Below are 13,904 nucleotides of genomic sequence, written 5' to 3'. Positions count from 1 at the left end.
CTATAAATGTTGTGGATGAAAAAAGAAAGTGTTATAATACAAAGAATACTCCAACTCATTATGAGAGGGTGAGCTTATGGTTACTAATTTAAAACGAATCGTTGTGATTGTCGGGCACTACGGCAGCGGTAAAACCAATCTAGCGGTCAATTTGGCCTTGGATATAAAGAAAAAGACAAAAGATGTGGTCTTGGTAGACCTCGATATTGTCAATCCATATTTTCGAAGCGCCGATTTTCAGACGCTCATGGAAAAGCATGGAATAGAAATGATTACTCCCACTTATGCCAAAAGCAATTTGGACATTCCAGCACTGACCGGGCAGTTGGATGCGGCGATCTGCACGCAAAAACATCTGATTATTGACGTGGGCGGGGATGATGCCGGAGCGGCGGCTTTGGGTAGATACAGCCATGAGATTGAAGAAGCAGGCGGCTGTGATCTTCTCTATGTGGTTAACGGCTATCGTTATCTGACCAGAACTTCAAAAGAAGCGGCGGAGATTTTGCAGGAAATCCAGAAAATCTCCCGGCTGAAAGTAACCGGGGTGGTCAACAATTCTAACCTGGCGGATATTACTACGGCGGACGATGTGGTTTCTACCCATCAATTCGCTTTACAGACGGCGCAAGAATATCAGGTGCCTTTGCTTTTTACCTCCGTCAAAGAAGATCTTGCCAAGCAAGTAAAAGCTTTGATGCCCGGGCAGAAGGTATATCCTGTAAAGATATTTGTTAAAAAACCGTGGGAAGAATAAAACTCCCTGAAAACCATAAAAGGAGGTGCTTTATAATGGCAAAAATGACAGTACGAGAAAATTTATGTAAGGGATGCGGGTTGTGTGTTGAGGTGTGCCCGAAAAAGATTATTTTCCTTGATAAATCGAAGCTGAATGTGAAAGGCTACCATCCTGCGACTGTAATAGAGATGGACAGCTGTATCGGATGCGCAATGTGTGCAATTATGTGCCCTGACTGCGCAATTACCGTTGAAAAATAGAGTACAATAGGTTGTACATGAAAGGAAAGTGACAAACCATGAGTTCCAATCAAAGAGTTCTTATGAAAGGAAATGAGGCTCTTGCGGAAGCCGCTATCCAAGCGGGATGCCATCATTTCTTTGGTTACCCGATCACGCCTCAAACCGAGGTTGCCGCATATATGGCCAAACGTCTGCCCAAAATCGGCGGTACATATTTACAGGCAGAATCTGAGGTTGCCGCGATCAATATGGTATTGGGCGCAGCATCAGCGGGTATCCGCGCCATGACTTCTTCTTCTTCACCGGGAATTTCCCTGAAAGCGGAAGGTATTTCTTATATCGCCGGATCCGATCTTCCTTGTCTGATCATCAACGTACAGAGAGGCGGCCCTGGGTTGGGGGGAATCCAGCCTTCTCAGTCGGATTACTGGCAGGCTACCCGTGCTCCTGGTCATGGGGATCTGCATGCGCTGGTATTTGCGCCTTCTTCTATCCAGGAAATGGTCGATATGGTATTTGACGCGTTTGACTTGGCGGATCAATACCGTATGCCGTCTATGATTTTAGCGGACGGTATGCTGGGTCAGATGATGGAACCGGTCGTATTTCCAGAAAAAAGCGTAAACCCGGTGGACAAAAGTTCCTGGGCGCTCACTGGTCATCAGGGCAAGCGGGCCCATCATATTGTAAATTCTTTGTATCTGCAGCCGGATGAATTAGAGAAAAACGTGAAAGAACGTTTCGAACGCTATGAGCTGATTAAATCCAAGGAAGCCAGAGCAGAAGAATATTTAGTGGAAGACGCTCAGCTGGTGGTGGTGGCTTACGGCGCGACCTCCCGTATCGTTCGTTCCGCCATCAATACCGCCCGGGGCAAAGGGATAAAGGTTGGCATGATCCGTCCTCTGACCCTGTGGCCGTATCCGTCTTCTGTGATTGCTAAAGCGGCGGAAACCGCACAGGCTTTCTTAACAGTAGAAATGAGCATGGGGCAGATGGTGGACGACGTCCGCCTTGCAGTAAACGGCAAGAAGCCAGTAGCGTTTTTTGGTCATACCGGCGGTGTTATCCCCACGCCAGCAGAAGTACTGGCTGAAATTGAAAAAATGACAGGAGGTGACAGATAATGGCTGTTGTATATGATAGACCTCACGCACTTTTAGATGTTCCTACCCATTACTGTCCCGGCTGTACCCATGGTATCATTCATAAATTGGTTGCACAGGCGCTGGATGATCTGGGTGTAGAAGGCAAATCAATCGGTGTAGCGCCAGTTGGCTGTTCCGTAATGGCATACAATTATTTTGGATGTGATATGGTGGAGGCTCCCCATGGCCGCGCACCGGCAGTAGCTACCGGACTGAAAAGAGCCAGACCGGAAAATGTGGTCTTTACCTATCAAGGGGATGGCGATTTAGCGGCCATCGGTACTGCGGAAACCGTTCATGCGGCGACACGTGGAGAAAATATCACCGTTATCTTTGTTAACAATGCAATTTATGGTATGACCGGCGGACAGATGGCCCCGACCACACTGCCTGGCCAGGTAACCCAAACGACCCCCTATGGGCGTGATGTAAATCAGATTGGTTTCCCCATCCGAGTATGTGAAATGCTTTCCACTTTGAGCGGTGTAGCCTACGCTGAACGGGTTACTGTAGACAGCGTCCCCAATATCCGTAAAGCAGGCGCAGCTATTAAAAAAGCATTTACCGCCCAGATTGAAAACAAAGGATTTTCTATAATAGAGGTTCTTTCCACCTGTCCTACCAACTGGGGACTGACTCCCTCGGAAGCGTTAGGTTGGCTGCGTGAGAATATGATTCCCTATTATCCTCTGGGCGTTTATGTGGACCGGACAGAAAAGGGGGTTAGGCCGTAATGGTAAGCATGTTATTGGCTGGTTTCGGCGGACAGGGCGTTCTGTTTGCTGGGAAAGTAGCGGCATATGCCGGACTGATTGATGAAAAATATGTTTCCTGGCTGCCTTCCTATGGCCCGGAAATGAGAGGCGGCACCGCCAACTGCAGCGTTTGTATTTCTGAAGAACCTATCGGTTCTCCGTTGGTTCTTAATCCAGATGTTCTAATTGCTATGAATTTGCCGTCTTACGATAAATTTATCGACAAAGTAGTCCCCGGCGGCATCGCAGTGATCGACAGTTCCCTGATCGATAAAAAATGCGACCGCACCGACATAAAAACATTTTATATTCCAGCTACTACCTTAGCGGATAAAGAAGGCCTGAAAGGGCTGGCAAATATTATTATCCTGGGCAAGGTGCTGGCAGAAGCAAAATTTGCCTCTTATGAAACGGTTGAGAAGGCAATCTTAAAATGTGTTCCGCCTAAAAAGCAGCATTTGGCACAGCCTAACTTAAAAGCGATTAAATTGGGCATGAGCTTATAATTTAACTTTAAATAACAATCCATCCCCTTGGGATGGATTGTTATTTTCATTTAAAGGGAAGTATGATAAAATAAGAAAGAAACACAAAGCTGTGCTTTTCCCTCCAGGAAAAAGCAAATTACCGCTTGCCCAGCGCGGCTATTTCATACATTGAAAGAAGGGAAAAAGAATGCTGGATTTGATTTTAGGGGCCGCCGGAACGGGAAAAACCACCTTGCTTTACCAACGAATTGAAGCGGCTATAAATAGCGGCGACAAGGTAATTTTGATCGTACCGGAACAGTATTCTTTTGAAAGCGAAAAAGCGCTCTACCGGCGGCTGGGTCCGCAGAAAGCATTATCTGTGGAGGTCCTTAGCTTTACACGTCTGTGCAATCGAATTTTCCGCGAGTTTGGCGGACTTGCCGGCGTTTATATGGATAATACCGCAAAATATCTCCTGATGAGCGTTGCCTTGGATGAATTGTCCGGCCATCTGCAGTCATATCATAAAAATATTAGTACGGCCGCCTTTATAGAAGAAATGTGCTCAATGATCAGTGAACTGAAATCTTCTGGGGTGGATTGTGATAAGCTGCGGGAAATCGCCGAAGAACAAGGCAGCGCCTTCAGAGAAAAACTTTCGGATATCGCTTTGATTTATGATACCTACCAGGCGATGATCCAGCGGGGATATGCAGACCCGGATGATGATCTCATCCGGGCGTACAAGCTGCTGGAAGAACATCCGTTTTTCCAGGGATATCAGGTATTTATCGATGGTTTCATGGCCTTTATGGGCAGCGAGTTCAAACTGCTTTCCAGAATACTTATGCAGAGCCCAAAGGTAACGGCTGCGTTTACCTGTGACGGACTTGCCGATAAAAGCGGACATACAGGGATGTTCTCTGCGGCATGCGCTACTGCTAACCGACTGGTTGAGTGCGCCAAAAAATGCGGCGGGAAGGTACTTGCCCCAACGATCCTCACCCGTCCCAAACGATACCATAATCCGGCAATTGCGCATCTGTCTATACAGCTTCCCAAGCTATCCCATAGCATGTTTCCTCAGGAGGCCGACGGAATAAGTCTGCTTGCCTGTACAGATATCTATGATGAATTGGAATATATCGCCTCCCAGATCTGCACCCTTGTAAGAGAAGAGGGCTATCGCTACCGGGATATCGTACTGATCTCCCGCAGTCTAGAACGGTATTTGGTTCCCCTGCAAACCGTATTTTCCCGATATGAGATCCCTTTCTTTGCCGATCTTCGCCAGGATGTACAGATATACCCGCTGGTCAGCGGGTTAATGAGCGCCTTGGAGTCGATCCGTTCGAATTTCGATACAGAACAGGTGCTCTCCCTGGGAAAAAAATGCATCACCGGAATTGATCCGGTAAAAATGGGAAATCTGGAAAACTATGTATATATCTGGCAGATAAAAGGCTCTTCCTGGACCCAGCAGTTTACCAATAATCCCGCGGGTATGTCAGAAAAGTTCGGGGAAGAAGAGCAAAAGCTGTTAGAAGAAATCAATCTTACCCGGATCCAACTGATAGAACCCTTGGTCGCTTTGAAAAAAAAGGTTTCCCGGTGTGATGGAAAAAGCTTTGCATTGGCGGTATTTCGTTATTTGGAAGAGATTAACGCAGTAGAAAATCTTCAAAACAGCGCTCAGGAAATGCCTCCCAGTGAAAGCAAGGCTTTTTTGGAGACTGGGGCGCAGATTTGGGATCTTCTGATGGATATGCTGGATGTATTTGGGGGAGCGCTGTCCGGTGTGTACCTGCCGCTCTCTAAGTTGATCGATCTGCTGCGCCTGAGCCTGGTTTCGTGTGATATCGGCCTTTTACCGCAAACCTTGGACCAAGTGATTGTAGGAACGGCGGACCGTATCCGTCCCAATGAGCCGAAGGCTGTTTTTGTATTGGGACTAAATGAAGGGGAGTTCCCACGCTGGAGCTCTGCTTCCGGACTGCTTTCTTCGGTGGAACGGGAAGAACTGCGAAAACAAGGAGTGGAGCTTTTAAACACTCCGGAGCAGACAGCTCTTTACGAAAAATATTATGTTTATTTTGCACTGAGCGCTCCTTCGAACAAGCTGTTTTTAACCTATCCCCAACAGGATACTGCCGGAGTTTCTCTGGCCAAATCCTCGGTGATCGATCAGGTAAAGGAGTGTCTGCCTATAGAGCAGACATTTTCTTCCCAAATTCCTATGCTGGAAAAGGCGCAAAATAAAAAAACCGCCTTTGATATTATGACCCGTCACTTTGGAGAGGATAGCGTCCAGGAAAAGGCTTTAAAATATTATTTTTACCATCAGGAAAGGGAGCGTTTCCTGCATCTGAGCTCCTCAAACGCGGGGAAACGTTTTGTTCTTGAGGACAAGTCGGTGATTAAAGATCTTTTTGGCCAAACCATGCGGCTGTCTCCTTCGAAGGTAGAACGATTTTATAACTGCCCATTTTCGTATTTCTGTCAGGTAGGACTGCGGTTGAATAAGCGAAAAAAGGTGGAGTTTAATCCGCTGCAGTCAGGTTCTTTAGTCCATTTGGTGCTTCAGAAGATCGTTTCTAAATATGGCGGAAAAGGACTTGCTGAAGTTACATCCAACCAACTGCGCGCTGAAATTACCGAACTTATTGATCATTATCTGCGGGAGCGAATTAAAGATTATGATACTATGAGTTCCCGGTTTAAATATCTCTTCCACCGGCTGGTCAACACATTGTTGCGGTTATTGTCCCAGCTGTCCCGGGAGTTTGCACAAAGCAGCTTTGAGCCGGCCGCTTTTGAGCTTCCTATCGGGCTGGGGGAAGAGATAAAACCCATGATTCTGGAAACTGCCCAGGGAAACCGGGTAATTGTAGAAGGCATTGTGGATCGGATGGACGTCATGGAAAAGGGTGGAAAAAAATTTATCCGTGTAGTGGATTATAAGTCTGGATCAAAGCTGTTTAAGCTGTCGGATATTTTTTATGGACTGAATATGCAGATGCTGATCTACCTGTTTTCCATCTGGGAAAATGGAGAGAATAATCTCCCCGCCGGGGTGTTATATATGCCGGCAAAAGATAATATTATCTCTGCCGGAAGAGATGCCTCGGACGAAGAAATTATCAACGAGCAGACAAAAAGGCTTCGTATGAACGGCTTGATATTAGATGATATGGATGTATTATCCGGTATGGAGAAAAATATTGCCGGAATATTTATTCCGGCAAAGCTGAAAAAAGACGGCACCTTGGATGCCCATTCTTCGATCGCCTCCTTACATGAGATGACTAAAATAAAAAAGCTGGTAGAAACGCTGCTGACGGGTATTGGAGAGGAGCTTTACCAGGGGCATATACAGGATATTCCCTGCGATGGACCGGGCTACTCTCCTTGCCAGTGGTGTGATTACAAAAGTGTATGCACCCACGAGGAAACAGACCCGGTGCGAGAGCTTCATGAACTGGATAAAAAAGAGATTTTACAATGGGAAGAGGCAGGTGAGCGCCATCATGGATAAAAACTGGACCCCACAGCAGATGGACGCAATCACTGCCAGAGGCGGCACCGTCTTGGTCAGCGCCGCCGCGGGAAGCGGAAAAACCGCCGTGTTGGTGGAACGGGTGATCGGAAGAATTTTGGACGAAGAAAATCCGATCGATGCACACCGAATGTTGGTTGTTACTTTTTCCAATGCAGCGGCTCTGGAGATGAAGCAGCGTATCGCCGCCCGGATTTCTTCTTTGGTTGCCCAACAGCCGGAAAACGCTCATCTGCGGCGCCAGCAGCTTCTTTTGGAAAGGGCGCAGATCAGTACGATCCATGCATTTTGTATGGATCTCATCAAAAGCAATTTTCACCTTCTAGGGCTTCCTTCCAGTCTGCGGGTAGGGGACGAAAAGGAGTTGGAAGTTTTACGCAGGGATTGTGCGGCGCAGGTAATCGAACGGTTTCACGAAAGGGACAAAGACGGCTCCTTTGGCCAGCTAGTAGAACTTCTTAGCACCGGCAGGGACGACAAAAAGGTCTTTTCTACTTTATTTTCTCTGTATGATTTTGTTCGTTCCCATCCTTTTTATAATCAGTGGCTGGAAAGAAAACTGGATTTTTACGACAGTGAAATTCCTGTGGCCCGCAGTATTTGGGGGCAATGTATTTTAAAGTATGCTGAGGAAGCGGTAGAATACTGTATTCAGCTGGAACACAGCGCCTTAGAAATGATCCTGGAAGACGAGGACATGAAAAAGGCGTATTACTCCGCTTTTTCCCACGATCTTTCCCAGCTGTGTGAACTGAAAAAACTGCTTGATGGGGGAAAGTGGGATGAGATCTGCCGCCGGCTGAATCTTTTTGTTTTTGATTCGCTGAGCTCTTTGCGGGGTTATGAAAACGACCAGAAAAAGCGCGATGTGACCAGCAGGCGTAAAAAGGTAAAAGATACTGTAAATGGCCTGCGGGATAAGCAGTTCTGCGCAACTTCGGCTCAGTTTTCCCAGGATATGGTTTTTCTGCGCCCCATGGTTGAAATACTATTTCAAATGGTAAAAGAATTTGATACCTTATTTACCCAGACCAAACAGGAAAAAAACATTATGGATTTTCCCGATATGGAACATTATTCCATTCGGCTGTTAGTGGCGCCGGCAGGGGCGGGTTATGCGCCTACGGCGCTGGCAAGGACAGTCTCACAGTGCTACGATGAAATCCTTATTGACGAGTTTCAGGATACAAACGAAGCCCAGGAGATGATTTTTAAGGCCATCTCACTAAGAGAGAACAACCTGTTTATGGTGGGGGATGTAAAGCAGAGTATCTACCGGTTTCGGCAGGCGATGCCGGAGATTTTTATGGAGAAAAAGGCTCGTTTCTCCGCTTTTGACGCAAAGACGTTTCCTGCCAAGATTACCCTGGGAAAAAACTTCCGAAGCGCAGAAAAGGTAACAGGGGCTATTAACTTTTTCTTTTCTCTTTTGATGAGCGAGAAGATAGGGGAAATGGATTATACCAAGGAAGAAGAGTTGGTAGCGCAGGCCGTTTATCCACAAGAGGAAATTACCGGCTGTGAAATTAAGCTCTTGGACAGTTTAGATTATCAAGGGGAAAAGGATAAAACGGCTTTGGAGGCTCAGTTTGTGGCAGGGCAGATCGCTGAGCTGTTGGACGGCGGAAGCATGGTTTCACAGGATGGAAACCTTCGCAGGATAATGCCAAAGGATATCTGTATTCTTCTGCGTTCCCCTTCCTCAAAAGCACAGGTGTACCTGGATGCTCTGACCTCCCAGGGAATAGACGGTTGGGCCGAACCAAAAAGCAGCTATCTTTCTACCCGGGAGATTGCTCCGGTGATCGCTCTGCTGCGGGTAATTGACAATCCGCTGCTGGATGTGGACCTGGCTTCCTGTATGATGTCGGTGCTGTTCGATTTTACCGCCGACGATATGGCGAAGATCCGGCTGGCGAATAAAAAAACGCCGCTTTACCTGGCGGTGATAAAAAGCGCTCAGGAAGGCAATAAAAAGGCGGCGGAGTTTTTGTCCCAGCTCACCTACCTGCGGCAGCTCTCGTCCAATGCCAGTGCACAGGAGGTGATCCGAAAAATTTATGATTTGACGGATTATATTGGCAAGGTGCAGGTTATGCGCATGGGGGAGAGCCGCCGGGCGAACCTTCTGATGCTGGTGCAATACGCCTGCAACTATCATGCAGGCGGCTACCGGGGAATTTCAGGGTTTATCAGCTTTATTGATAAAGTAATCGAACGGGACGGAGATCTCGCCCCAGCGTCCACCTTGTCCGAACAGGCCAATGTAGTGCGGGTGATGAGTATTCATCGTTCCAAAGGATTGGAATTTCCGGTGGTATTTCTCTGCGATACGGCAAAAAAGATTAATAAGGAAGATCTCAATGGAAATACTCTTCTTCACAGCAAATTGGGATTTGCCTGTGTGCGCCGGGATTTTGAACTGTTAAAGCAGTTTACCACCGTTCCTATGCAGGCGCTTCGTCTGGAACTGGATCGTTCCATACTTTCGGAAGAACTTCGGGTGCTATATGTGGCCATGACCCGTGCGAAAGAGCGGCTGATTATTACCGGCCTGACGGACAAAGCGCAGGAGAAGCTGGCTTCTTTCTCCTTTGGGCTGGAAAATGGCCGGCTGCCGCCTTATATGGTACGGAGCGCAGTTTCCTATTTAGATTGGCTTATGATGGCGGCAGTACACCATGAAGGGCTTTGCGCAAAGATGGAGGAACTGGGAATAAGTGTGACGGATCCTGTCCCGGCGACGCCAATCAGCTTAGATATTATTAAAATAAAAGAAGAAAAAGACGTTCTTGCTGTTTCTCCGCCGGCAGAAGAAATTCCTGTAGAGGCAGATAAAACGCTTTTAAGGCAGATAGAACGTCGGATAGAATATCAATATCCTTATAAGGAGCAAACGCAAATTCCCACTAAGCTGGCGGTTTCCCAGATCGCTAAGGGGGAAATGGCAAAAAGTTATCGTTTTTCCCGCAGGCCTGCGTTCATGCTTACCGGCGGTCTGACCCCGGCGCAAAGGGGAAACGCGCTTCATAAATTTATGCAATTCGCAGATTATAAAAAGGCCGCTGAGCATCCCAAACAGGAAATCCTTCGCCTATTGGAAAGAGGATATCTTCTTGCGCCAGAGGCCCAAGCGATTAACGAACAAAAGATACAGGACTTTTTCTGCAGCGATCTTGCCAAGCGGATATTCTCCTCTTCAAAGGTCTATCGGGAACTGCGCTTTTTGGCAGAGGTTGGCGAAGAGACCCTAGGGCAATATACCGATTTTATCCGTGGAGAAGGAAAAACTGCCATCCAAGGGGTAGCGGACTGTGTATTTATAGAAGATGGTCAAGCGGTGATTGTGGATTACAAGACAGATTATGTAAAAGATCCCCAGGAGCTGCTGGACCGGTATACGGTTCAGCTAATGCTATATCGCCAGATCCTTTCCAAAAGTTTAGGCGTTCCGGTAAAGGAGTGCGTTATCTACTCATTTGCCCTTTCAAAAGAGATAAAATTGGATAATAGTTATTGACACAGGGTAGAATGTGTGATATGATCATTTAGTAAACAAAGTAGAGCAGTTTCTGTTCTCACCTCGCCGTCAATGGACGGTTGGTCAATATCATGTAGTCTCCCGAATAGGGATTCGTATGTAATTGATGAGCGTGGGCAGAATCTGTCCGCGCTTTTGTTTTTATCAAAATTTATGAAAAAGGCGATGGAGGTGTTTCGCATTAGCACTAAGGATTTGCTCATTAATGAGGAGATTAGGGACAAGGAAGTTAGACTGGTAGATTTGGACGGAGCCCAGCTGGGGATTGTTTCGCTTGCTGACGCTCAGAGGATTGCACTGGAAAAGAACCTTGATCTTGTGAAGATTGCTCCTCAGGCGGTACCGCCTGTTTGTAAGATCATGGATTATGGCAAGTTTAAGTTTGAACAGGCAAAACGTGAAAAAGAAGCGAAAAAAAATCAGAAGGTCATTGAGATTAAGGAAATTCGACTTTCTCTTAATATTGATACTCATGATTTTGAAACTAAAGCGAACCGTGCGATCAAATTTCTTGAAGGCGGGGACAAGGTAAAAGTTTCTTTGCGTTTCAGGGGCCGTGAAATGGCGCATCCAGAGCTTGGCGATAACATTATGCAGCGGTTTATTGAGTATGTCGCTGAGTATGGCAATGTAGAAAAACAGCCGAAGATGGAAGGCCGCAGCATGGTAATGTTCATCTCATCTAAGCCGGCAGTCAATACAAAGGGAGGAAACAAGAATGCCTAAATTAAAAACCCATTCCGGGGCGAAAAAACGTTTCAAAGTATCTAAAAACGGTAAAATCAAGCGCGCACACGCTTATAAGTCTCATATCCTTAACAAAAAGAGCCGTAAGCTGAAAAGACGTCTTCGTAAAGCCGGCTTCGCGGATAAGTCCAATGTAGCACAGCTGAAGCTGCTCATCCCCTACAAATAATAGCTTAACGTAACGGAGGTAAATAGATATGGCTCGAGTTAAAGGCGCAATGATGACTCGCAAAAGAAGAAAAAAAGTTTTAAAAGTTGCAAAAGGGTATTTTGGAGCGAAAAGCAAGCTCTTTAAAATGGCCAAACAGCAGGTAATGAAATCCGGGAATTACGCGTTCATCGGAAGAAAACAGAAAAAACGTAATTTCCGCCGTCTGTGGATCACCAGAATTTCTGCTGCTTGCCGTATGAATGGTGTCAACTACAGCACTTTTATGAATGGCGTAACCAAAGCGGGAATTCAGCTGAACAGAAAAATGCTTTCTGAAATCGCGATCAATGATCCCGCGGCATTTACTGCCCTTGTTGAGAAAGCAAAAGCTGCTCTCTAATACTGTTGTGAATACGCCCTCGTCTATGACGATGGGCGTATTTTGATTAAACTGGCCAACGGCAAAGGAGGCGGACAGGTGACATACATGCAAACGATTACTTCCCGGGACAACTCCCAGGTGAAAAATTATATTCAGCTTGCCAGTTCCCGTAAAGAACGGGCGGCTCAGGGACAGTTTGTCACCGAAGGCTGCAAGCTTACCCGGGAAGCGTATGACGCTGGATGCGTTCCCGCAACGCTTTTTGTGACAAAAAGCGCAGCGGAAAAGTATTCGCAGGAATTAGAAGAAATTTTTCTTTCTGCGCAGAATATTTATGAAATTTCTGATAGTGTTTCACAGAAAATGACTCAAACAGTTACCCCCCAGGGCGTATTCGGAATTTTTCATATGCTTGACAAGGAACGGCAAGATGTTAAAATAAACGATAACGGCCGTTATCTTCTGCTCTCTTCTTTGCAGGACCCGGGCAATATCGGAACCATCCTGCGTACAGCGGCGGCTTTGGGGATAGACGGTATTTTTCTTTCCAGCGATTGTCCGGATATTTACAGTCCAAAGGTACTGCGCTGTACCATGGGAGGCGTATTTAAACTGCCGGTGACGGTAAGCCTGGATCTTCGGCAGCTGATCTCTCGGCTAAAAAATGCGGGCATCACAGTGTATGCCGCCGCATTAACGGATGATGCGGTATCCTTAAAGGATGTCTGCCTTGGGAGCGGATGCGCGGTTGTCATCGGAAACGAAGGCAATGGAATCCGCGGGGATGTTCTTGCGGAATGCAGCCGTGCGCTTATTATCCCAATGAGGCCGGACAGCGAATCTCTCAATGCGGCGATGGCGGCGGGAATCATTATGTGGGAAATGACAAAATAATAGATATGGGGAGGAAAACAGGATGTCAGACGCGTTATATTGGATTTGGCTGCAGGAGGCTGTGGGCATTGGAAATATAAAAGCGGACAAGGCTGTTGAACTCTTCCAGTCGCCCAAAGTAGTTTATGAACTTTCTCGGGACCAACTAACAGGGAGCGGACTGTTCACTCCCAAAGAAGCCGACAAGATAAAGAACACCACCTTAAAAAATGCCGAGATAAATTTGGAATTAGCACGGAAAATGGGCTGCCAGGTAATCACGCCGCGGGATTCACAATATCCGCGCAATTTGGCTAACATTGCCAGCCGTCCCTGCGTATTATATACCCTAGGCGATATTTCCGATCTGGATGACCGGCTGCTGATCACAATCGTAGGCGCCAGAGAAAGAAAAGCCAGCGATTATGGTATCACTGCCGCGAGAAAGTTATCCTTTGATCTGGCGGCCGCCGGATGTACGGTAGTCAGCGGACTTGCTAAAGGAGTGGATACCGCCGCTCATGAAGGCGCACTGCTGGCTGGTGGAAAAACTATCGGTTTCTGCGCCTGCGGATTGGATTATCGTTATCCTGCGGGCAGCGATGAGTTAAAACGTAAAATGCTTGAAAACGGCGGGGCGCTAATCTCTGAATTTCCTTTTGGAGAGCAGGCGCATAAATATAATTTTAGTATTCGAAACCGACTTCTTTCCGGAATTTCTTCCGGAGTGGTCGTCGCCCAAGCGTCCCTTACCAGCGGCGCTTTAATTACTGCGCGTTATGCTTTTGAACAGGACCGGGATGTATTTGCTGTTCCCGGCGATATGTTCGATCCAACTATGGCCGGATGTAACCGGCTGATTAAGGATCGGGCGAAGATTGTGCTGAATGTCTACAGTATTTTAGAAGAATATATTAACTGTTTTCCTCCCACAATCGATAAAACACAGGTGGTTGGGAAAATCAAGGAAGCCAACGCCAAGCTGAATAGACAGCCGGTTGATTTTGCCGGGAGAAGAGAAGGGGAGCCTCTTCCTATGGTAGCTCAGGACAATCCAGGTGAAAAAATGATACACAGACTTTCACAGGAAGAGCTTGACCGACAGAATATCAGTGAAATTGGGAAAAAGATTTACAGAATGTTAAGTTATGATCCCATGGATTGTGATATGATTTCTCAACGCGGCGGATTAGAAGCGATGGAAGTAATGTCCGCTATGACAGAACTGGAACTTGTAGGACTGGCGGATGTTTTGCCTGGAAAACGGTACATAATAAAAGAGAGAAACTGACATTTTAAA

12 protein-coding genes are annotated in these 13,904 nt (G+C 46.8%); all 12 read left to right on the top strand.

What is annotated here, in order from left to right; genetic code table 11:
- The first annotated feature begins 76 nt into the window (after positions 1-76).
- The 12 genes from H8705_RS02180 (at position 77) to dprA (ending at position 13,895) form a co-directional block, all read left to right on the top strand.
- Positions 77-757, top strand: a complete 681-nt coding sequence (locus H8705_RS02180) for a nucleotide-binding protein (RefSeq protein WP_262394214.1) — start codon at positions 77-79, stop codon at positions 755-757.
- A 35-nt stretch (positions 758-792) separates the two neighbouring features.
- Positions 793-999 (top strand): 4Fe-4S binding protein, encoded by a 207-nt coding sequence (locus tag H8705_RS02175; protein ID WP_262394213.1) that lies wholly within the window; start codon positions 793-795, stop codon positions 997-999.
- A 62-nt stretch (positions 1,000-1,061) separates the two neighbouring features.
- Entirely contained in the window at positions 1,062-2,108 is a 1,047-nt protein-coding gene (locus H8705_RS02170) for a 3-methyl-2-oxobutanoate dehydrogenase subunit VorB (protein WP_262394212.1), read from the top strand.
- Positions 2,108-2,863: a thiamine pyrophosphate-dependent enzyme gene (locus H8705_RS02165; protein ID WP_262394211.1), complete on the top strand. Its 756-nt coding sequence runs from the start codon at positions 2,108-2,110 to the stop codon at positions 2,861-2,863. Before H8705_RS02170 ends, H8705_RS02165 begins: the two co-directional genes overlap by 1 nt.
- Positions 2,863-3,390, top strand: a complete 528-nt coding sequence (locus tag H8705_RS02160) for a 2-oxoacid:acceptor oxidoreductase family protein (RefSeq protein WP_262394210.1) — start codon at positions 2,863-2,865, stop codon at positions 3,388-3,390. The genes H8705_RS02165 and H8705_RS02160 overlap by 1 nt, the downstream gene beginning before the upstream one ends.
- Before the next feature lie 169 nt (positions 3,391-3,559).
- Entirely contained in the window at positions 3,560-6,889 is a 3,330-nt protein-coding gene (locus H8705_RS02155) for a PD-(D/E)XK nuclease family protein (RefSeq protein ID WP_262394209.1), read from the top strand.
- On the top strand, positions 6,882-10,430 hold the full coding sequence (addA, locus tag H8705_RS02150) for a helicase-exonuclease AddAB subunit AddA (protein WP_262394208.1): 3,549 nt from the start codon (positions 6,882-6,884) through the stop codon (positions 10,428-10,430). Before H8705_RS02155 ends, addA begins: the two co-directional genes overlap by 8 nt.
- A gap of 186 nt (positions 10,431-10,616) precedes the next feature.
- Entirely contained in the window at positions 10,617-11,177 is a 561-nt protein-coding gene (gene infC / locus H8705_RS02145; RefSeq protein WP_262394245.1) for a translation initiation factor IF-3, read from the top strand.
- Positions 11,170-11,367 (top strand): 50S ribosomal protein L35, encoded by a 198-nt coding sequence (gene rpmI, locus H8705_RS02140; RefSeq protein ID WP_262394207.1) that lies wholly within the window; start codon positions 11,170-11,172, stop codon positions 11,365-11,367. The genes infC and rpmI overlap by 8 nt, the downstream gene beginning before the upstream one ends.
- Positions 11,368-11,395: 28 nt before the next feature.
- The gene (rplT, locus tag H8705_RS02135) at positions 11,396-11,749 is read left to right on the top strand and encodes a 50S ribosomal protein L20 (protein ID WP_262394206.1); all 354 of its coding nucleotides are present in this window, start codon (positions 11,396-11,398) and stop codon (positions 11,747-11,749) included.
- 87 nt (positions 11,750-11,836) lie between these two features.
- Positions 11,837-12,625: a TrmH family RNA methyltransferase gene (locus H8705_RS02130; RefSeq protein ID WP_262394244.1), complete on the top strand. Its 789-nt coding sequence runs from the start codon at positions 11,837-11,839 to the stop codon at positions 12,623-12,625.
- A 22-nt stretch (positions 12,626-12,647) separates the two neighbouring features.
- Positions 12,648-13,895 carry a DNA-processing protein DprA gene (gene dprA, locus H8705_RS02125; RefSeq protein WP_262394205.1) on the top strand — a complete coding sequence of 416 codons (1,248 nt, stop codon included), beginning with the start codon at positions 12,648-12,650 and terminating at the stop codon, positions 13,893-13,895.
- Positions 13,896-13,904: the final 9 nt, after the last annotated feature.

Origin of the sequence: Youxingia wuxianensis (genome assembly GCF_014385085.1) — a bacterium.
In the GTDB taxonomy this organism is placed as follows: Bacteria; Bacillota; Clostridia; order Oscillospirales; family Ruminococcaceae; genus Youxingia; species Youxingia wuxianensis.
The sequence above is the reverse complement of the archived record's forward strand: the minus strand, read 5'-3'. Positions and strand labels throughout refer to the sequence as shown.

Coding starts and splice junctions, on each gene's coding strand:
- H8705_RS02160 (WP_262394210.1), top strand. CDS start 2,863: ATGGTAAGCATGTTATTGGCTGGTTTCGGCGGACAGGGCGTTCTGTTT.
- rplT (WP_262394206.1), top strand. CDS start 11,396: ATGGCTCGAGTTAAAGGCGCAATGATGACTCGCAAAAGAAGAAAAAAA.
- addA (WP_262394208.1), top strand. CDS start 6,882: ATGGATAAAAACTGGACCCCACAGCAGATGGACGCAATCACTGCCAGA.
- infC (WP_262394245.1), top strand. CDS start 10,617: ATGGAGGTGTTTCGCATTAGCACTAAGGATTTGCTCATTAATGAGGAG.
- H8705_RS02175 (WP_262394213.1), top strand. CDS start 793: ATGGCAAAAATGACAGTACGAGAAAATTTATGTAAGGGATGCGGGTTG.
- H8705_RS02170 (WP_262394212.1), top strand. CDS start 1,062: ATGAAAGGAAATGAGGCTCTTGCGGAAGCCGCTATCCAAGCGGGATGC.
- rpmI (WP_262394207.1), top strand. CDS start 11,170: ATGCCTAAATTAAAAACCCATTCCGGGGCGAAAAAACGTTTCAAAGTA.
- H8705_RS02165 (WP_262394211.1), top strand. CDS start 2,108: ATGGCTGTTGTATATGATAGACCTCACGCACTTTTAGATGTTCCTACC.
- H8705_RS02180 (WP_262394214.1), top strand. CDS start 77: ATGGTTACTAATTTAAAACGAATCGTTGTGATTGTCGGGCACTACGGC.
- dprA (WP_262394205.1), top strand. CDS start 12,648: ATGTCAGACGCGTTATATTGGATTTGGCTGCAGGAGGCTGTGGGCATT.
- H8705_RS02155 (WP_262394209.1), top strand. CDS start 3,560: ATGCTGGATTTGATTTTAGGGGCCGCCGGAACGGGAAAAACCACCTTG.
- H8705_RS02130 (WP_262394244.1), top strand. CDS start 11,837: ATGCAAACGATTACTTCCCGGGACAACTCCCAGGTGAAAAATTATATT.